The sequence below is a fragment of the Streptomyces sp. NPDC049970 genome (assembly GCF_040660235.1).
GTDB lineage: Bacteria > Actinomycetota > Actinomycetes > Streptomycetales > Streptomycetaceae > Streptomyces.
Genome location: NZ_JBFALP010000004.1, coordinates 467352 through 487383, shown reverse-complemented (window position 1 = coordinate 487383; position 20032 = coordinate 467352). Strand labels below are relative to the sequence as shown.

General features: G+C 71.6%; 16 protein-coding genes. 6 read left to right on the top strand and 10 right to left on the bottom strand.

Features of this window, described 5'->3' with window-relative positions:
• Positions 1-56: 56 nt before the first annotated feature.
• The 7 genes from AB0I83_RS10965 to AB0I83_RS10935 form a co-directional block, all read right to left on the bottom strand.
• Positions 57-1847 (bottom strand): alpha/beta hydrolase, encoded by a 1791-nt coding sequence (locus tag AB0I83_RS10965; RefSeq protein ID WP_363304352.1) that lies wholly within the window; start codon positions 1845-1847, stop codon positions 57-59.
• Positions 1844-2260 carry a hypothetical protein gene (locus tag AB0I83_RS10960; protein ID WP_363304351.1) on the bottom strand — a complete coding sequence of 139 codons (417 nt, stop codon included), beginning with the start codon at positions 2258-2260 and terminating at the stop codon, positions 1844-1846. The genes AB0I83_RS10965 and AB0I83_RS10960 overlap by 4 nt, the downstream gene beginning before the upstream one ends.
• 105 nt (positions 2261-2365) lie before the next feature.
• Positions 2366-3718 carry an Nramp family divalent metal transporter gene (locus AB0I83_RS10955; RefSeq protein WP_363304350.1) on the bottom strand — a complete coding sequence of 451 codons (1353 nt, stop codon included), beginning with the start codon at positions 3716-3718 and terminating at the stop codon, positions 2366-2368.
• A 94-nt stretch (positions 3719-3812) separates the two neighbouring features.
• Positions 3813-5285, bottom strand: coding sequence for a gluconate:H+ symporter (locus tag AB0I83_RS10950; RefSeq protein ID WP_356535235.1), 1473 nt, complete (start codon positions 5283-5285; stop codon positions 3813-3815).
• A 168-nt stretch (positions 5286-5453) separates the two neighbouring features.
• A complete protein-coding gene (locus AB0I83_RS10945) occupies positions 5454-5864 on the bottom strand; it encodes a RidA family protein (protein WP_356535236.1) in 411 nt (136 codons plus the stop codon).
• 6 nt (positions 5865-5870) lie between these two features.
• Positions 5871-6629: an IclR family transcriptional regulator gene (locus AB0I83_RS10940; protein ID WP_356535237.1), complete on the bottom strand. Its 759-nt coding sequence runs from the start codon at positions 6627-6629 to the stop codon at positions 5871-5873.
• Positions 6626-7798: a sugar kinase gene (locus AB0I83_RS10935; protein WP_363304349.1), complete on the bottom strand. Its 1173-nt coding sequence runs from the start codon at positions 7796-7798 to the stop codon at positions 6626-6628. The genes AB0I83_RS10940 and AB0I83_RS10935 overlap by 4 nt, the downstream gene beginning before the upstream one ends.
• 139 nt (positions 7799-7937) lie before the next feature.
• Between AB0I83_RS10935 and AB0I83_RS10930 the strand changes: the two genes are divergently transcribed.
• Complete coding sequence (locus tag AB0I83_RS10930) at positions 7938-9335, top strand: alanine racemase (protein WP_363304348.1); 1398 nt, start codon at positions 7938-7940, stop codon at positions 9333-9335.
• Positions 9336-9385: 50 nt separating this feature from the next.
• The gene (locus AB0I83_RS10925; RefSeq protein WP_363304347.1) at positions 9386-11008 is read left to right on the top strand and encodes a D-aminoacylase; all 1623 of its coding nucleotides are present in this window, start codon (positions 9386-9388) and stop codon (positions 11006-11008) included.
• An 18-nt stretch (positions 11009-11026) separates the two neighbouring features.
• Here the strand turns inward: AB0I83_RS10925 and AB0I83_RS10920 are convergent, their stop codons facing one another.
• Complete coding sequence (locus AB0I83_RS10920) at positions 11027-11866, bottom strand: serine protease (protein ID WP_363304346.1); 840 nt, start codon at positions 11864-11866, stop codon at positions 11027-11029.
• A 192-nt stretch (positions 11867-12058) separates the two neighbouring features.
• Here AB0I83_RS10920 and AB0I83_RS10915 point away from each other — a divergent pair, with 192 nt between their 5' ends.
• The 3 genes from AB0I83_RS10915 (at position 12059) to AB0I83_RS10905 (ending at position 14810) form a co-directional block, all read left to right on the top strand.
• A complete protein-coding gene (locus tag AB0I83_RS10915; RefSeq protein ID WP_363304344.1) occupies positions 12059-12877 on the top strand; it encodes an arylamine N-acetyltransferase in 819 nt (272 codons plus the stop codon).
• A 240-nt stretch (positions 12878-13117) separates the two neighbouring features.
• Positions 13118-14329, top strand: coding sequence for a pyridoxal phosphate-dependent aminotransferase (locus AB0I83_RS10910; protein ID WP_356535242.1), 1212 nt, complete (start codon positions 13118-13120; stop codon positions 14327-14329).
• A 91-nt stretch (positions 14330-14420) separates the two neighbouring features.
• On the top strand, positions 14421-14810 hold the full coding sequence (locus AB0I83_RS10905; RefSeq protein ID WP_356535243.1) for a hypothetical protein: 390 nt from the start codon (positions 14421-14423) through the stop codon (positions 14808-14810).
• 217 nt (positions 14811-15027) lie between these two features.
• Here the strand turns inward: AB0I83_RS10905 and AB0I83_RS10900 are convergent, their stop codons facing one another.
• Positions 15028-16863, bottom strand: a complete 1836-nt coding sequence (locus tag AB0I83_RS10900) for a phosphoenolpyruvate carboxykinase (GTP) (RefSeq protein WP_356535244.1) — start codon at positions 16861-16863, stop codon at positions 15028-15030.
• A gap of 207 nt (positions 16864-17070) precedes the next feature.
• Between AB0I83_RS10900 and AB0I83_RS10895 the strand changes: the two genes are divergently transcribed.
• A complete protein-coding gene (locus AB0I83_RS10895; protein WP_356535245.1) occupies positions 17071-17754 on the top strand; it encodes a hemolysin III family protein in 684 nt (227 codons plus the stop codon).
• A gap of 90 nt (positions 17755-17844) precedes the next feature.
• On the opposite strand, the gene AB0I83_RS10890 is transcribed toward AB0I83_RS10895, so the two are convergent.
• Positions 17845-19869 carry a thioredoxin domain-containing protein gene (locus AB0I83_RS10890; RefSeq protein WP_363304343.1) on the bottom strand — a complete coding sequence of 675 codons (2025 nt, stop codon included), beginning with the start codon at positions 19867-19869 and terminating at the stop codon, positions 17845-17847.
• Positions 19870-20032: the final 163 nt, after the last annotated feature.

Genomic DNA, 20032 nt, shown 5'->3' with positions numbered 1-20032 from the left:
AAGGGTGGAGGCGAACGTGCCCGCGACGCGGCGGTGCCTCCTGCGAGTGCTGGGGGTCACTGGTCGCCTTCCACACGGGAGTAGTTTCCGGTCACGACGAGTGCCTGGTTCTTCAGGCTCTGGGAGTCGCGGTTCCAGTAGTCGCTGTGCCCGCTGGTGTCCACGTCCATCCGGTGGGCTCCGAACGACTCGTCGGAGGGCACGTTCTGTATGTATCCGGCGTTGAACGGGATGCCGTGGTACGTCTCCACGTCCCATTTGTACCCGCCGAGTCCGGCGAGCTTCCCACCGGCCGGCACGGGGTCGTTCCACGCGGCCTCGGACCACACGTGGTCCTTGCCGACGTCGAGGTCGTCCGCGTCACCGGTCATCATGCCGGGGCTGCCCGCGACCACGATGTCGTCGGCCGAGAGGTCCCCCTTGTTGGAGGCGTCACCGACGACCGTCGAACCGTAGCTGTGCCCGATGACCGTGGTGTGGCTGCCGTCCGGGCCCCCCTGTGCCGTCTCCAGGCCGTCCATGAAGGCGTTCAGCTTGGGCGAGCCGTCGTACGCCCACTGCTTCTCCATGGCCTCGGGCACGATGCTCTGCGGGGCGTCGTAGCCGAGCCAGGTGATGGTGGACACGGACTCACCGCCGGCCTCCGCGTTGGCGTCGGCCCACAGGTTCGTCATCCGGTTGATGTCGCCGCTGATGCCTTCGAGCTTCGACGTGGTGCCCGGCACGTAGACCGCCGTGTGGTCCGCGGTGTCCGGGTTGCCGTTCGCGATGACGGCCCGACCGGTCCCCTTCTCGTCGAAACCCAGCAGAAAGGCCGGTGGCAGGCTGGACGAGGGCGGGGCGTCGAAGCGCTTCTGGATCGCGTCCATGCCCTTCAGTTCGGCTGTGAGCCGCGTGCCACCGGCCTTCTCCCAGATGTCCCAGGCAGGGTTGCGGAGGACGGCGGGGTAGGTTCCGCTCGTGTTCGGGATGGTCTTCGGCGGCTCGGGGCCCAGGCTGCTCAGCTCGGTGGAGACCCGGGCGTGGGTCTCGGCGAGGACCGTACGGTTGGCGTCGTCGCGCACCGTGCTGGGGATGCCGTCGAGTGCGCCGACGGTTGCGGGGTGGAGCGTCGCGTACTCGTCGCGCTCCTCCTGGGTCAGGCCGTTCCACCACCGGGCGTTGTCGGCCGCCGATCCGCCCTTCGGGATGTCGGCGGCGTCCGCGTACTTCCCGGCAGCCTGCTGAAGCGCCTTGGTGTCCGCGGCGGCGTCGGCGAACATCTCCTCGGTGACCTCCAGGCCGCCCGTGGTCTTCAGGCGCCGCAGGACACCCGCGTACCGGCCGTCGACCTCGGCGGCGTCGCGGACCGCGCCGGCGATGCGCTCGGCGATGTCCTCGGCCTTGCCCTTGTTGGGGTCGATGCCGCCCTCCGACGAGCCGGGCAGGTACGGGACGGGAGCGCCGGGAGTCGCCGTGCCGGTGCCGGGCGCCAGGGGCACGATCGGGGAGACCGGGTAGGACACCGAGCCGTCGGGACGCACCGTGAACTTGAGCTCGCCCGCGTCCTCCAGCGCCTGCTTCAGCTTCTGCTGGGAGGGGGCCAGCTCGGCCGCCAGACCGTTGAGCGCCGTGCGTATCAGCCCGCATTCGGCGTATACGTACTGGTAGTTGCGGCTGAGCCGGGTGAGGTCGCGGAGGGCCGCGTCGGCCGTCTCGCCCGTCTGCGTCTCCCGGAGCCTGCCCAGCATCTCGTTGTCGACGCGGTCCTTGGCGGCACCGGCCCGGCTGGAGACCTTGCCCCAGCCGTCCGCCGCGTCCTCGTACTCCGAGAGCTTCGCGTCGCGCAGCTGCTTCCAGGTGATCACTTCTTCTTCACCGCGCCGAACGACTGCTCCGTCCTGACCTCCTGCTCGCCGAACTCCTTGGCCGCGGAGAGGAGCGAGCCCTTCAGCCGGGAGCTCTCCTCGCGCACGGAGGTGAGCCGCTTCTGCCAGGACGTGAGGACTTCGGTCAGCGCGGTGGTGCCGGTGAATCCCTCCGTGCCCGCGGACACGCCCTCGGACGCGGTCGCCAGTTCGGTGAGCGCGGAAGCCGAGGCGGTGTGCAGCTCACCCGCCACACCGGAGGCGCTGGTCCACGGCCCGTGCATCACCTTGAGGTCCGCCTGGCCTCCCGGCCCGCCACCGCCGGGTGGGGCGGCCGAGGCCAACGTCATCCCGGCGGGGGCGTCACCGGTGCCGGGCCCCAGCAGCGCTTCCCACTTCTCACTGAGCGCCATGCGCTCCCCCGTTCCCGACGTATGGCGGTCGTTGCAGTACGACGACCAAGCTACCGCCCCCGTCCGGACGCCCGGCAGCTCGGTACGGGGACGGGGACGGGCCTGCTACCAGGGCAGATCGCGTACCTGCTGGACGCACAGCACGACGAACAGCAGCCCCGCCGCGCCCAGCATGCCGTTGCTGAGCCAGCCGTTGCGCCATTCGCGCGGCGTCCGGGAGGAGTTGAGCAGCCACAGCAGGGTGAGGGCGAGGAACGGCATGAAGAAGGCGCCCAGCACGCCGTATCCGATGACCAGGCCGAACGGCTCGTCCAGCCAGAGCAGGGTCATCGGCGGGAAGGTCAGCCACAGCAGGTACGCGCGGAACGGCACGGAACGCTCGTGCCTGCCGACCGCCTCGCCGCCCGCAGCCGTACCGCCCGCGGTCCCCTGTTCGACGGAGCCGGCCCGCGCCGCGCGAACACGCTGCACGAAGTCGGCGAACATCAGGCTCACGCCGTGCCACACGCCGATGAGCGAGGAGAACGAGGTGGCGAAGAAGCCGACCAGGAACAGCTTCGCGGTGGCCGTGCCGAAGCGGTCCTCCAGGACCTTGCCGAGGTCGATCAGTCCGCGGTCGCCCTGGGTGAGGGCGATCTGCGAGGAGTGCAGCAGCTCGGCGCCGACGACGAGCATGGCGACGACGAAGATCCCGGTGGTGATGTAGGCGGCGCGGTTGTCGAGCCGCATCACCTTCATCCACGAGGAGTCGCTCCAGCCCTTGGCGTTCACCCAGTACCCGTACGCCGCCATGGTGATGGTGCCGCCGACCCCGCCGATCAGCCCGAGCGTGTAGACCAGCGATCCGTCCGGGAGCACGGGGAGCAGCCCCGCGAAGGAGGCGCCGGCGTCCGGGGCCACCCGGATCGCGACGTAGACCACGACGACGAACATCACGCCGATCAGGACCGTCATGACCTTCTCGAAGACGGCGTACTGGTTGAACCAGACGAAGACCAGGCCGATCAGCCCGGTGATGATCGCCCAGGTCTTCAGACCGGGCCCGTCGGGGAAGAGCGCCACGATGGGCAGGGCGCTGGAGGACATGGCCGTCGCGCCGTACACGAAGCCCCAGACGACGACGTACACCGCGAAGTAGCCCGTGGTCCAGCCGCCGAGGGTGCGCCAGCCGTCGAAGAGGGTCCGCCCGGTCGCCAGGTGCCAGCGGCCCACCGCCTCGGCGAGCGAGATCTTGACGAGGCAGCCGATCACGGCCGCCCACATGAGGGTGTAGCCGAACTTGCTCCCCGCGATGAGCGTCGCGACCAGGTCGCCGGCGCCGACGCCCGTCGCCGCGACGACGATGCCGGGGCCGATGTACTTCCAACTGGACTTCCGGGGACCGGCACCCGGTTTCCCGGCCGTCGGCCCGGTTCCCGCCCCGGGCGCTGACTCTGTGGTTCCGCTCGTCTCCGCCATGTCGATCAACGAAGCGCAAAGAAGGGGATCGCACAAGGGTGCGCGCACGCCCCGTTTCACCGTCACGGGGCGTGCGCGCCAGGAGCGGCGGACCCTAGATGACCAGGCTGAGCGCCGCCGCCACCACGAATCCGGCGACCGAGAGCACCGTCTCCAGGACCGTCCAGGACTTCAGGGTGTCCCGCTCGGAGATGCCGAAGTACTTCGAGACCATCCAGAAGCCGCCGTCGTTGACGTGGGAGGCGAAGATGGAGCCCGCGGAGATCGCCATGATGATCAGCGCGAGGTGCGCCTGCGACATGTCCTGGCCCTCGACGAGCGGGACGACGATCCCGGCGGTGGTGACGATCGCGACCGTCGCCGAGCCCTGGGCCACGCGGAGCACGACGGAGATCAGCCAGGCGAGCAGGATGACCGGCAGGCCGACGTCGTTGAAGGTGTCGGCGAGCGCGTCGGCGATGCCGCTCCCCTTCAGCACGGCGCCGAAGATGCCGCCGGCGCCGACGACCAGGAGGATGTTGCCGACCGGCTTCAGCGAGGCGGTGGAGACCGTCTCCAGGGACTTGCGGGACCAGCCGCGCCGGATGCCCAGCAGGTAGTACGCGAGCATCAGGGCGATCGTCAGGGCGACGAAGGGGTTCCCGAAGAACTCGATGACGGAGCGGAGGGTGGAGGGGTCGAGCGCGATGGAGGAGAAGGTCGCGGCGAGGATCAGCACGAGCGGGGTGCCGATGATCGCGAGTACGGTGCCGAGCGCGACGGGCCGCTCGTGCGGTGTGACGCCGGAGGCGCGCTGTTCGGCGACGACCGCGGCCTTCGACTCCTCTGCGGCCTCGACCATGTCCTGCGGCACCTCGACGAAGAGGCGCTTGCCGATCCAGGCGGCGTAGACCCAGGCGGCGAGTACGGACGGGATGCCGACGACGACGCCCATCAGGATGACCCAGCCGAGGGAGACGTTGAAGAGGCCCGCGGCGGCGACCGGTCCGGGGTGCGGGGGCAGGAACGCGTGGGTCATCGAGAGGCCGGCCAGCAGCGGCATCGCGTACAGGATGATCGACTTGCCGGAGCGCTTGGCGGCGGCGTACACGATCGGCGCGAGGACGAAGATGCCGACGTCGAAGAAGACCGGGATGCCGAAGATGAGGCCGGTGAGGCCCATGGCGAGCGGGGCCCGCTTCTCGCCGAAGAGGTTCAGCAGGCGGGTGCTCAGGACCTCGGCCCCGCCGGACACCTCGAGGATCGCGCCGAGCATCGTGCCGAGCCCGATGATGATCGCGACGTGCCCGAGGATGCCGCCCATGCCGGATTCGATGACGGACACGGCGGCGGACTTCTGGACCGTGCCGAAGAGTTCGGTGACGGAGAGACCGGCACCCAGGCCGACGGCTATGGATACGGCGAGCAGCGCGACGAACGGCTGCAACCGGACCTTGATGATCAGGAAGAGCAGGAGCACGATCCCGAGCACGGCGACGGTCAGCAGACCGGGGGTACCGCCGATCAGGAGGAGGAGCCCTCCGGTGTGGGGTGGCACCTCGGGGGCGGGGGCGGCGGCGAGCAGCATGAGCGGTCAACTCCGTTGGTGACGGGGTCCTTCGGGGCAGGGGGGAGCGCGGCACGGCGTTCCCGTACGGGACCTGTGGGACGCCGGGCCGTGCTGCGCGGTGGTGCGTGGGGTCGTGCGGATCAGGGGGTCCGCCGTCCAGGGGGGTGGGGGCGGCGGGCCGGGGGATCAGCCGAGGACGGCGAGGGCGTCGATCTCGATGAGCAGTCCGCGGGGGAGTCCGACGTAGACCGTCGTACGGGCGGAGGCCGGGGCCTTGAGGCCCTGCTCCTCGAAGTACGCGTTGTAGATGGCGTTCATCTCGGCGAAGTGGTCGACGTCGGTGAGGTAGACGCGCATCATCATCACGTCGTCCCAGCTCGCGCCGCCCTCCTCCAGGATCGCCTTGACGTTGGCGAAGGTCTGGAGGGTCTGCTCGCGCAGTGTCGGGCCCGCCGGGGTGGGCGCCTGGCCCTCGACCGCGGGCAGGAAGCCGACCTGACCGGCGACCTGGAGGATGTTCCCCTTCTTCACGCCGTGCGAGAACTTCGCGGGCGGCGCGGTGTGGGTGCTGGGGGTGAGGGAGGTCTTCTCGGTCATGACGGTTCAGGCTTTCTTGGTGGGGGTGGTGCCGGAGTACTCCCGGCTGACGGTGTCCGCGGTGCGGCGCACCAGCGGGAGCAGGGTGAGGAGTTCCTCGGCCGTGACGACCACGTTCGGCGCGGACACCGACATGGCGGCGACGACCCGGCCGTCCGCGCCCCGGATGGGGGCGCCGACGCAGTTGATGGACTCCTCGTGGCCACCGAGGTCGGTGGCCCATCCCTGTTCGCGTACGACGGCGAGCTCCTTGAGGAAGGCGCCGGCGTTCGGGACCGAACGGGACGTGTACATGGGGTAGTCGAGCCGTTCGGCGATCGCGCGCCGTTCGGGCTCGGTGAGGTCGGCGAGGAGCAGCTTGGCGACCGCGGCGACGGTGATCGCGACGGGCTTGCCGATCCGCGAGTACATCCGCACGGGGTAGCGGCTCTCGACCTTGTCGATGTAGAGGACCTCGTTCTCCTCGTACACGGCGAGGTGGACGGTGTGCCCGCACTGCTCGTTGAGCGCGACGAGGTGGCTGTGGGCGATCTCGCGCACGTCGAGGTTCTCGACGGCTTCCTGCGCGAGCGCGAAGAGCCGGGCGCCCAGGCGGTAGCGCTGGTCCTCCTGGCGGTAGACCAGGCCGTGTTCGTGGAGCGTACGGAGCAGGCGCAGCGCCGTGGACTTGTGGACGCCGAGCCGTATCGAGACCTGGCCGAGGTCGGCGGGGCCCTGGGCGAGCAGCGGCAGGATGCTCAGCGCGCGGTCGACGGTCTGGCTCATGTGACTCGTACCTCCTCGTTCGCCCCGGCGGCGAGTGTCCAGCCGGGGCCGAGACGAAGTGTGCCCCAGGCGTCGTCGTCCAGGGCCGCGAGCCGGTCGGCGTGCGCGCGGGGCGGGGGGCCGGTGAGGTCGCCGGGGACGGTGAGGACGGCGGCGGCCATGAGGTGGCCGTGGCGGGCCCTGTCCCGCACGGGCAGATCGCGCAAAGTGGCGGAGAGGAATCCGGCGGCGAAGGCGTCGCCGGCCCCGACCGCGGCGACCACGTCGACGCGGAGGGAGGGGACGGTGGTGACGGTGTCCTCCGCCGCGCCGGCGGCGCCCTCCGCCGCACCGTGGCCGGTGGCCCCTGCCGCGTCGTGGCGGGCGGCCACCCCCGTGTCGCGGCCGGTGGCCCCCGCGGTGTCGTGGCCGGCGCCGTGCGCGCCGCCACCGGTACGTGAGAAGACCGTGACGCCGTCCGCGCCCCGCTTGACGACCAGGACGTCGGGCTCGGGCAGGGCGGCGCGGATCTCCTCGGTCCCGTGGACCCCCCAGGCCTCCTCCGCCTCGTCCTCACCGACGAAGACCAGGTCGCAGCGGCGGGCGAGGTCGAGCAGCACCCGCGGGCCGGCGTGGCCGTCGCGCCACAGGCCGGGCCGGTGGTTGACGTCGAAGGAGACGAGCGGCCGGCTGTCGCGGGGGGCGGTGAGGTCGTGGAGGAGGGCCAGGCAGTCGGCGGACAGCGCCGCGGTGATGCCGGACAGGTGCAGGACGCGCCCGGAGAGGAGGTCCTCGTACGGGACGTTGTGCGGGGACATCGCGGAGGCGGCGGAGCCCGCCCGGTAGTACGCCACCTCGTGGGTGTCGGTGGCGCGGTCCGTCGCCGTGCGGAAGTAGATCCCGGTGGGGCGGTCCGGGTCTCGGCGCACCGCGGAGGTGTCGACCCCGTAGGCGGCGATCGCGTCGACGAGGTGGTCACCGAAGCCGTCGGCACCGACCCGTCCGACCCACTTCGTCCGGTGGCCGGCCGCGGCGAGCGCGCAGGCGACGTTGGACTCGGCGCCGCCGATGCCCCGGCCGAAGGAGGGGACGTCGGCGAGGCGGCCCGGCTGCGAGGGCAGGAACGTCACCATGGACTCGCCGAGGCAGACGACGTCCGCGGTGGCTGTCCTGGCTGCGGATCCGGACACGCTGGGCTCCTCATGGTCGGCCGTGGGCGCCGGTGCTCACCATTGACCCGGCATCGGCCAGGATGTTAGACAGCGTTAAGCGATATGCGCAATGGCCGTTGCAGATAATGCAACGGGTCACGTCTCCGAGGAGGATCCCTTGGCCGCCCAGCAGCCCGCCGAACAGTCCGTGACGGCACCCGCCGGTGAATCCACGACGGCGACCGCCGGTGAATCCGCTGCGGCACTCCCGGGCGGGCCCACTGCGGCACTCGCCGGCGGGCCCACGGCCGCGCTCGCCGACGAAGTGGTCGACCACCGCTTCAAGGGGCTGCCGCCCGACGCGCAGGGGCTGACGGTCGGCGCGCTGGCCGCCGAGCGCCGCAACCTCTTCACGGGCGGATTCACCACTCCGGTGCTCGCCCTGTCCGCCGAGCCGCTGGAGGTCAACCTCGCCCTCCTGGAGACGTACGCGGAGCGGCACGGACTGGCCTTCGCACCGCACGGCAAGACGTCGATGTCCCCGCAGCTGTTCGCCCGTCAGCTGGCGTACGGCGCCTGGGGCATCACCGCCGCGGTCCCCCACCAGGCACGGGTCTACCGCGCGCACGGCATCCGGCGGATCTTCCTGGCCAACGAGCTCGTCGACGCGGTGGCCCTGCGCTGGCTGGCCGGCGAGCTGGACGCCGACGCGGACTTCACGTTCGCCTGCTACGTCGACTCCGTGCGCGGCGTCGAGCTGATGGACGAGGCCCTGCGCGCGGCGGGCGCGGTGCGCCCGGTCGACGTCGTGGTGGAGCTGGGCGCGGGCCAGGGCGCCCGCACCGGCGCACGCACGGAGGAGGACTGCGCGGCCGTGGCCGACGCGGTGGCGGCGGCGTCCGCCCTGCGGCTGGTGGGCGTCGCCGGCTACGAGGGCGAGGTGCCGGACGCCTCCCCCGAGCGGGTACGCGCATGGCTGCGCCGACTCGTCGCACTGGCCGCGGACTTCGACGCCGCCGGACGCTTCGCCGCGCTCGCCGACGGCGAGAGGATCGTGGTCAGCGCCGGCGGCAGCGCCTGGTTCGACGCGGTCGCCGACGTCTTCGCCGAGATCCCCTCACTGAGCGCGCCGGTCCTCAGGCTGCTGCGCTCGGGCGCGTACGTCAGCCACGACGACGGCCACTACCGCCACCTCACCCCCTTCAACAGGATCCCCGAGGAGGGCGCGCTGCAACCCGCCTTCCGGCTCTGGGCCCAGGTCGTCTCGCGTCCCACGTCCGAGCAGGCGTTCGTCAACGCGGGCAAGCGCGACGCCGCGTACGACCTGGACCTCCCCGAGGCGCAGGTCGTGCGCTCCGCACGCGACGGCTCGGTGCGCCCCGCCACCGGTGTCTCCGTGACCGGGCTGTCCGACCAGCACGGCTGGGTGCGCACGGAGGCGGACGCCGAGCTGGAGGTCGGCGACTGGATCGGGATGGGCCTCTCGCACCCCTGTACGTCCTTCGACAAGTGGCAGCTCATCCCACTGGTGGAGGCGGACGGCACGGTCACCGACTACATCCGCACCTTCTTCTGATCGCGGCGGGAGCGGCGGAGCCCCTCCCCCACCCCGAAAGGCGACACCCCATGGACCTGGTCATCCGCGACGCCACCGTCGTAGACGGCACCGGCGCCCCCTCCTACCGCGCCGACGTGGGCGTCACGGACGGCCGGATCTCCGAGATCCGGCGCGAGGGGGGCGGCCCCCGCCCCACCGCCGCGCGCACCCTGGACGCCGACGGCCTCGCACTCTCCCCCGGCTTCACGGACATGCACGCGCACAGCGACCTCGCCCTGCTGCGCGACCCCGACCACAGCGCCAAGGCCGCCCAGGGCGTCACCCTGGAGGTCCTCGGCCAGGACGGCCTGTCGTACGCCCCCGCCGACGACCGCACCCTGGCCGAGGTGCGCCGCTCCATCGCCGGCTGGAACGGCGACGGGGGCGACATCGACTTCGACTGGCGCACCGTCGGCGGCTACCTGGACCGCCTGGACCGGAACTTCGGCGGCCAGGGCATCGCGGTCAACGCCGCCTACCTGATCCCGCAGGGCACGGTCCGGATGCTCGCCGTCGGCTGGGACGACCGCCCGGCGACCGACGCCGAGCTCGAACGCATGAGGGAGCTCGTCGCCCAGGGCATGGCCGAGGGCGCGGTCGGCATGTCGTCGGGCCTGACGTACACCCCGGGGATGTACGCGAAGGACGCCGAACTCACCGAGCTGTGCCGGGTGGTGGCCGCGCACGGCGGCTACTACTGCCCGCACCACCGCTCGTACGGAGCCGGGGCCCTCCAGGCGTACGCGGAGATGGTGCAGCTCACCCGCGACGCGGGCTGCCCCCTCCATCTCGCCCACGCCACCATGAACTTCGGCGTGAACGAGGGGAAGGCGCCCGATCTCCTCGCCCTCCTGGACGACGCGCTCGCCGACGGCGCGGACATCTCGCTGGACACCTATCCGTACACCCCCGGCTGCACGACCCTCGTGGCGATGCTGCCCAGCTGGGCGAGCGAGGGCGGGCCCGAGTCGGTCATGACCCGGCTCGCGGACGAGGCGACGGCGGAGCGGATCAGGCACCACGTGGAGGTCCTGGGATCCGACGGCTGCCACGGCGTCCCGATCGAGTGGGACAGGATCGAGATCTCCGGCGTCGGCTCACCGGAGCTGTCCGGCTACGTCGGCCGCACGGTGGCCGAATCGGCCCGGCTGCGCGGCGAGGAGCCCTGGGTGACGGCCCGCCGGGTGCTCGTGGAGGACCGCCTCGGCACGACGATCCTCCAGCACGTGGGCCACGAGGACAACGTCCGGCAGATCATGCGCCACCGGGTCCACACCGGCGGCAGCGACGGCATCCTCCAGGGCGACAAGCCGCACCCCCGCGCCTACGGCACGTTCCCCCAGTACCTCGGGCGCTACGTCAGGGAGCTGGGCATCCTCTCGCTGGAGGAGTGCGTCGCGCACCTCACGTCGAGGCCGGCCGCGCGGCTGCGCCTGCCGGACCGCGGGTACGTCCGCGAGGGCTACCGCGCCGACCTCGTCCTCTTCGACCCGGCCACGGTCGCGGCCGGGTCGACGTTCGAGAAGCCGCGCGCGCTCCCGGTGGGCATCCCGCACGTCCTCGTCGACGGCCGCTTCGTCATCGAGGACGGGAAGCGGACGTCCGTGCTGGCGGGCCGTGCGGTGCGCGGCGGCGGCCGGCCGGTGAGCTGACCGGCCACCGCCCCGTCCTCACGGCTTGGGCAGGGCGCAGCCCGTCCGGTTCAGGTCGATCTGGTTGCCGGTGCCGATGCACGGCACGATGCCGTACGTCTGCTGGGCGTAGTTGATGCCCTTGCGGACGGTCACGGTGCCGCTCTCGTCCACCTCGCACGGGTTGTTGTCCGTGCACCGCTGCCCGTCCTCGTTCCCGGTGTTGTTGACGGCGACGACCTTGCCGGTCGCGTTGTCGATCACCGGGGACCCGGACGTGCCGCCGATGGTCTGGCAGGCGGAGGTGTAGCGGACCGAGTCCTTCCAGGTCCAGGCGCCCTCCTTGAGGCGGTACGCGAACCCGTCGACGGCGCAGCTGTAGGTGCGCTTCCAGTAGCCGGAGGCGACCGTGATCGCGGTGCCCTTCACCGGGTGGGCGGCGTCGAGTTCCAGGGCCTTGATGCCGTAGGAGCTCTCGATCTGGGCGTAGGTGCGGGTCAGCTGGTACAGCGAGACGTCGGTGTCCGTCATCGTCCCGTACGCGATCTTGGAGGCCTTCAGCGTGCCGACACCGCTACCCGCGGCGTTCAGCAGGGTGAAGCTGCGGGTCGACGCCTTGTTGAGCAGGACCTCGCCGGGGCCCGGGAAGCCGGTCTCCAGGCAGTGCCCGTTGGACAGGACGAGCGCCGGGTCACCGGGCTGCGACGAGGGCGCCCGGACGACCGAGCCGGAGCAGTTGCTGAGTGCCACCGTGCCGGCGAAGGTGACCGCCTTGGCGCGGACTCCGGCCGTGTCCGTGTCCGTGGCCGCGGTGGCGGGTGCGACGCCGGCCCCGAGGAACAGGACGGAAAGAAGTGCGCCGACGAGAGGCTTGTTCATGTGGGGGTCCCCTCCAGATGCGTCTGTCACCGGAGTTCTTCCGGCTTTTGACATGCGCATGGTGTCGCATGAAGGGAGATCCAACAAGGGGCGGAAACAAGCCGCGTCCCGTGTCCACCGGGCGCCGCCCCGCGCCCCCCGCGCCGCCACCGCATCTGAGAAACCCGGGAGTTGTCTGCGTAGGGTCGGGGCATGACACTCGACCTCGACGCCTACTTCGCCCGCATCGGCTGGGCGGGGAACACGGACCGCCGCCCCACCGTGGAGGTGCTGCGGTCCGTGCACCGCGCCCACATGCTGGGCATCCCGTTCGAGAATCTGGAGCCCCTCCTCGGCAGCGCCCCCTCCCTCGCCCTCGGCGACCTGGAGGAGAAGCTCGTCCGCGGCGAGCGCGGCGGGTACTGCTACGAGCACAACACCCTCCTCGCGGCCGTCCTGACGCAGCTCGGGTTCCGGGTGACGCTGCTGACCGCCCGAGTGGTCCTGGGCGCCGCGCCCGGTGACATCCGGCCCCGTACGCACATGCTGATGCGGGTGGAGACCGAGGACGACGCCGGCTCGTGGCTCGCCGACGTCGGCTTCGGGGCGAACGGCGCGCTGCTGGAGCCGATCCGGCTCGTGGAGGACGCCGAGCTGCTCGACACGCCGCGCCGCCACCGGCTCGTCCACGCCCCGCACGACGGGCCGCTGGAGATGTGGGAACTGCAGACGGACAAGGGCGGCTACTGGGAGCCGCAGTACGAGTTCACCCTGGAGCCGTTCGAGACCCCGGACTACGACGTCATCGACTGGCACATCGCGACGAACCCGCGCTCACCGTTCCGGCAGGCGCTCTACGCACAGCGCACCCTGCCGGGCCGCCACCTGGCCCTGTCCGGGCGCACCCTGGTGGACACGGCCGACGACGGCACGGTCGAGGAGCGGGAGCTGAGCGACTCCGCCGAGGTGCTGCGGGTCCTGGCCGAGGACTTCGGCGTACGGCTCCCGGCGGGCACCGTCCTGCCGGGCTGAGACCCGGAGCGGGCACGGGGTGCGCCCGGCAGCCGTCGGCCCCGCGTGGCGCATCTCACCCGGCAGCCGCCCCGGGCCCGCATTCCAAGCCGCGACGCCGCCCCGACCGGTCGATCCCACGGTCCCCGGCCGGGGCCGCATGCCGATGGAAGAGCGGGCGCACCACCGAGGGGCCCCGGAGGGAGCAACCGGCGCGCGAACCGGGAGCAGTGCGCGAAACACGGTCGTAAGCTCGCAGACATGCAGGTCATCCAGTCCACGAAGCTCTCCGGCGTCTGTTACGAAATCCGCGGCCCCGTGCTCGAGGAAGCCATGCGGCTCGAAGCCGCAGGTCACCGCATCCTCAAGCTCAACACGGGCAACCCGGCGGCGTTCGGGTTCGAGTGCCCGCCGGAGATCCTCGAGGACATCCTGCGCAACCTCTCGGGGGCGCACGGCTACGGCGACGCGAAGGGCCTGCTGTCCGCGCGCCGCGCGGTGATGCAGCACTACCAGACCAAGGGCATCGACCTCGACGTCGAGGACGTCTACCTGGGCAACGGCGTCTCCGAGCTGATCCAGATGTCGATGCAGGCGCTGCTCGACGACGGTGACGAGGTGCTCGTGCCCGCGCCGGACTACCCGCTGTGGACGGCCTCGGTCTCACTGGCCGGCGGCACGGCGGTGCACTACCGGTGCGACGAGCAGGCCGACTGGATGCCCGACCTCGCCGACATCGAGCGGAAGATCACCGACCGCACCAAGGCGCTCGTGATCATCAACCCGAACAACCCGACCGGCGCGGTGTACGACGACGAGATGCTGCGCGGGCTGACGGACATCGCCCGGCGCCACGGCCTGGTCGTCTGCTCCGACGAGATCTACGACCGGATCCTCTACGACGGCGCGACCCACACCCCGACCGCCGCGATCGCCCCCGACCTGATGGTGCTCACCTTCAACGGGCTGTCCAAGAACTACCGGATCGCGGGGTACCGCTCCGGCTGGATGGCGGTCTGCGGCCCGAAGGCGCACGCGTCCTCGTACATCGAGGGGCTGACGATCCTGGCGAACATGCGGCTGTGCGCCAACATGCCCGCACAGCACGCGGTGGCGACGGCGCTCGGCGGCCGGCAGTCGATCAACGAGCTGGTGCTGCCGGGCGGCCGGATCCTGGAGCAGCGGGACGTGGCGTACGACCTGCTGACGCGGATCCCCGGGGTGACCTGCGTGAAGCCGAAGGGGGCGCTGTACCTCTTCCCGAGGCTCGACCCGAAGGTCTTCAAGATCAAGGACGACCGGCAGATGGTCCTCGACCTGTTGCGGGCCGAGAAGATCATGGTGGTGCAGGGCACGGGCTTCAACTGGCCGGAGCCCGATCACTTCCGGGTGGTCACCCTGCCCCCGGCCAAGGAGCTGACCGACGCCGTGACGCGTATCGGGAACTTCCTGGACGGTTACAGCCAGCCCTGACGGCCCCGGGGGCAAGCCCTGCCCGGATCGCACACAACTTTAGACTGAATCCAAGTTAGGATGGATCTACTGCACCACCAGGAGGCCATCCATGTACGAGCCGATCCGCACCAAGTCGGTCCACACCCCGGCCGACGACGCCGGCTTCCCGCACCGCACGCGCGAGGAAGAACTGGACATCCAGCTCGCCGGGCACCTGGCCGCGCTCCTCGCGGTCACCGACGAACTGCGCCTCTCCGCCATGGGCGACCGCATAGCCGGGCAGGTGGCCCGCCTCCGCGGCGCACCGCCCGCCCGGCACGCCGGACTCAGCGAGGCACCCCCCGCCACCCTCCACCGCCGCGCCCACGCCCTCGCGGGCCGGGTCCTCGTGGTCGCCGCGTCCCGCGCCGACACGGCCGTCGCGATCCTCGCGGCCGAGGCCATGGACGCGCACACCGCGGCACTGTCCGCGCCGGCCACCCTGGTCGGCACCCCCTGACGGCCCCGGTCCACGGGTCGCGAAGACGCGTGGACCGGGTGCCACACACCACCGGGCCAGGGCCCCGCAGACTTCCGCGGGCCCCCTCGCGGGCGGCCTCCCCCGGAGACGGGGCGGCACCCGGAGCCGTGAGGGGCTCCGGGTGCCGTGCCGCGGCGGGCCGTGGATTCCGCGGGTCAGGGCAGACGCCGGGACCCGGCCGCGGGGTCGGCAGGGATCAGCCCAGGCGCTGGACCAGCGCGCGGTACTCGTCCCACAGCTCCTTCGGCGTGTGGTCCCCGAACGTGTTGAGGTGCTCGGGGATCAGCGCGGCCTCCTCGCGCCAGACCTTCTTGTCGACGTCGAGCAGGAAGTCGAGGTCGGACTCGGAGAGGTCCAGGCCCTCGGTGTCCAGGGAGCCCTTGGCCGGCAGGACGCCGATCGGCGTCTCGACGCCCTCGGCCCTGCCCTCCAGCCGCTCGACGATCCACTTGAGGACGCGGCTGTTCTCACCGAAGCCGGGCCACACGAACTTGCCGGCCTCGTTCTTGCGGAACCAGTTCACGTAGTAGATCTTCGGGAGCTTCGTCTGGTCCGCCTTGTCGGCACCGACCTCGATCCAGTGCTTCATGTAGTCGCCCATGTTGTAGCCGCAGAACGGCAGCATGGCGAACGGGTCTCGGCGCAGCTCGCCGACCCTGCCCTCGGCGGCGGCGGTCTTCTCGGAGGCGACGTTGGCCCCGAGGAAGACACCGTGCTGCCAGGTGAAGGACTCGGTGACCAGCGGGACCGCCGAGGCGCGGCGGCCACCGAAGAGGATGGCCGAGATCGGCACGCCCTTCGGGTCCTCCCACTCCGGCGCGATGATCGGGCACTGCCCGGCCGGGACGGTGAAGCGGGCGTTCGGGTGGGCGGCGGGCGTGCCGGACTCCGGGGTCCAGTCGTTGCCCTTCCAGTCCGTGAGGTGCGCGGGGAGCTCCTCGGTCATGCCCTCCCACCACACGTCGCCGTCGTCGGTGAGCGCGACGTTGGTGAAGACGGAGTTGCCCCACATGGTCTTCATGGCGTTGGCGTTGGTGTGCTCGCCGGTGCCCGGCGCGACACCGAAGAAGCCGGCCTCGGGGTTGATCGCGTACAGCTGGCCGTCCTCGCCGAACCGCATCCACGCGATGTCGTCGCCGATGGTCTCGACGGTCCAGCCGGGGATCGTGGGCTCCAGCATGGCGAGGTTGGTCTTGCCGCACGCGCTGGGGAAGGCTGCCGCGATGTACGTCGGGGCCGCGCTCTCACCGTGCGGCGGCGTGAGCTTGAGGATCAGCATGTGCTCGGCGAGCCAGCCCTCGTCCCGGGCCATGACGGAGGCGATGCGCAGCGCGTAGCACTTCTTGCCGAGCAGGGCGTTGCCGCCGTATCCGGAGCCGTAGGACCAGATCTCGCGGTCCTCGGGGAAGTGCGAGATGTACTTGGTGGAGTTGCAGGGCCACGGGACGTCGGCCTCGCCGGCGGCCAGGGGGGCACCGAGGGTGTGGACGGCCTTGACGAAGAAGCCGTCGGCACCGAGCTCGTCCAGGACCTCCTGCCCCATGCGCGTCATGGTGCGCATCGAGACGGCGACGTACGCGGAGTCGGTGATCTCGACACCGATCGCGGAGAGCGGGGAGCCGACGGGGCCCATGCAGAACGGGACGACGTACATCGTGCGGCCGCGCATCGAGCCGCGGAAGACGCCGTTCTCACCCGCGAAGATCTGCCGCATCTCGGCGGGGGCCTTCCAGTGGTTGGTCGGGCCCGCGTCCTCCTCCTTCTCGGAGCAGATGAAGGTGCGGTCCTCGACGCGCGCCACGTCGGTCGGGTCGGACGCGGCGTAGTAGGAGTTGGGGCGCTTGACCGGGTCGAGTTTCGTGAAGGTGCCCCTGGCCACGAGCTCCTCGCACAGGAGCTCGTACTCGGCCTCGGAGCCGTCGCACCAGACCACACGGTCGGGCTCGGTCAGGGCGGAGATCTCGTCCACCCAGGAGACGAGCTCCTGGTGCCGGGTGGGAACAGTGAGGGGAGCCGCGATGTCGCGCGCCACGATCGCTCCTAGTCGAGAGGGTGTGTTGTCAGGCCCCGTGGGGGCTGCGACCCGGATGCTGAACCCTTCGAATCCCTCTGGCGCTCATCCGGTGCCGACCGCACTCATTTGATCATCCGACCATCGCGCCCATATGTCCAGGGGGCCGCACACGTGAGCATGGCCACTCGGATCGGTTACCTACGGAAGCGTAGGTAGCATGCGGACATGACTTCTGCCGCGCCCGCGTCCGGACCTGTAGAGCTCACCGACCCCGTACCCGTGAAACCACGGATGCGCGGCTGGCTGCACGCCGGAATGTTCCCCGCCGTCGTGATCGCGGGCATCACGCTGATCGCGCTGGCCGACAGCACGCGGGCGCGGGTGGCCTGCGCGGTGTACATCCTCAGCGCCTGCCTGCTCTTCGGGGTGAGCGCGGTCTACCACCGGGGCACGTGGGGCCCGCGCGGCGAGGCCGTGCTGCGCCGGCTCGACCACGCCAACATCTTCCTGATCATCGCGGGCACGTACACCCCGCTCACGCTCCTGCTGCTGCCCGAGTCCACCGGCCGGCCGCTCATGTGGGCGGTCTGGGGGGCCGCCGCGGCCGGGATCGCCTTCCGCGTGTTCTGGGTCGGTGCCCCGCGCTGGCTCTACACCCCGTGCTACATCGCCATGGGCTGGGCCGCGGTGTTCTTCCTGCCGGACTTCATGCGCACCGGCGGCATCGCCGTGCTGGTCCTCGTCGTCGTCGGCGGGCTGCTCTACAGCGCGGGCGGCGTCATCTACGGCCTCAAGCGGCCGAACCCGTCACCCCGCTGGTTCGGCTTCCACGAGGTGTTCCACTCACTGACGCTGGCGGCGTTCATCGTGCACTACGTCGGCATCTCGCTGGTGGCCTACCAGCAGTAGCCCCCGGTCCGCCGGTGCCCCACCGCGGTGGGTGGGAACTCGGCACGAGGAAGGGCCGGGCCGGCGGCCCGGCCCTTCCCGCTGCCGACGTCAGTCCCCCAGCTTCGAGGCCAGCTCCCCCGCGTCCGTCGTAGGCGCGTCGCACACGAAGTGGCGGCAGACGTACGCGGTCGGTACGCCGCCCACGGCCGGCCGGTCCACCAGCAGCGGGAACTCGGTGCCCGCGTCCGGGCCGTCGCCGGCCGCGACGACCGCCCCGGGGGCCCGCCCCAGCAGCGCCGTCCGGTGCAGCTCCCCGGCGACCGGCCCGGCGACCGCCACCTCGCGCGGCCCGTCCAGCAGCGCCTCGGCCACGGCTAGCCCCCAGCCGATGAACCGGGGAGCCTTGGGCCCGAGAGCCCCGACCACCCCGAGCGCCCCTTCCGCGGCCGTGCGGTGCGCCTCGGAACCGGTGTGCGCGGCGTACGAGAGCAGCGCGCCCGCCGCGGCGGTCCAACCGGCCGGGGTGGCACTGTCCGTGGGGTCCTGGGGGCGCCGGATCAGCCGCTCGGCGTCGTCGGCGGTGTCGAACAGCTGACCGCCCTCGCCGGTGAAGCGTTCCAGCACGATGTCCAGCAGGAAGCCCGCGAACTCCAGCCAGACCCCCTCGCCGGTGACCGAGGCAAGCGCGAGGAACCCCTCGGCGACGTCGCCGTAGTCCTCAAGGACTCCGGCGTTGTCGCCGGCGCGGCCGTCCTTAGACGTACGGCAGAGCCGGGCGACGTCGCCCATGTGCACCCGCACCAGCAGGTCGGCGGCCTCGGTGGCCCGCTCGACCAGGTCCGGGCGGTCGAAGTAGGCCCCGGTCTCGGCGAGCGCGGCGACCGCCAGGCCGTTCCAGGCGGCGACGACCTTGTCGTCGCGCTCGGGGCGCACCCGCAGCTCACGGGCCGTCAGGAGCCGGGCCCGTACAGCGGCGACGCGCTCGGCGTCGACAGGCTCGGCCTCGCCGGTCCGGGCGAGCCGCAGGACGGAGGAGCCCTCCTCGAAGGTGCCCTCGTCGGTCACTCCGAAGTGCTCGGCCGCGAAGGCGGCGTCCTCCTCGCCCAGTACCTCGCGCAGCTGCTCGGGCGTCCAGACGTAGAACGCGCCCTCGACGTGCCGCCCCTGGGCGTCCTCGCTGTCGGCGTCGAGCGCGGAGGCGAACCCGCCCTCGGCCGTCCGCAGCTCGCGCACCATGAAGTCGGCCGTCTCCAGGGCGACCCGGCGGGCCAGGTCCGAGCCGGTGGCCCGCCAGAGGTGGGCGTACACGCGGCACAGCAGCGCGTTGTCGTAGAGCATCTTCTCGAAGTGCGGGACCACCCACTCGCGGTCCACCGTGTAGCGGGCGAAGCCGCCGCCGAGCTGGTCGTAGATCCCGCCGTGCGCCATCGCGGCGCAGCTGTCGGCGGCCATCTGCAGGGCGCCCTCGGACCCGGTGCGGGCGTGGTGGCGCAGCAGGAACTCGATGACCATGGACGGCGGGAACTTGGGCGCGCCGCCGAACCCGCCGTGCTTCTCGTCGTAGTCCCGGGTCAGCCGCAGCAACGCCTGGGCGAGCTCCGCCTCACCGGGCAGGCCGGCCCCCTCCGGGGTCAGCGAGCGCCCCGACAGGTCGTTCACGATGCGCGCGGCCACCTCGGCGACCTCGTCACGCCGGTCCGTCCAGGCAGCCACCACCCCTTCGAGGACCTGGTGGAAGGAGGGCATGCCGTGGCGCGGCTCGGGCGGGAAGTACGTACCGAAGTAGAACGGCTCGGCGTCCGCGGTCAGAAAGACCGTCATCGGCCAGCCGCCCTGCCCGGTCGCGGCCTGCACGGCCTCCATGTACACGGCGTCGACGTCGGGGCGCTCCTCGCGGTCGACCTTGACCGGCACGAAGTTCGCGTTGAGGTAGGCGGCGAGCGCGGCGTCCTCGAACGACTCGTGGGCCATCACGTGGCACCAGTGGCAGCTGGCGTATCCGACCGACAACAGGACGGGCACGTCGCGCCGCCGCGCCTCCTCGAAGGCGTCCTGGCCCCAGGGCCACCAGTCGACGGGATTGTCAGCATGCTGAAGCAGATAAGGCGAGGTCACACCAGCCAGCCGGTTCATGCGATCCAGCCTCTCACAGCGCCTGGCGTGAGAGGCGAAACCCTCACGGGCCCTCCTCGCTCGGCCGATCTGCACCTGTGCGCCATCCCGTGGTGGGCGGCTCCGTCCCCTCATGGCCGGTGCCGGACTTCTCCCGGCGTTCCTCCGAGTCGGGCGGCCCGGA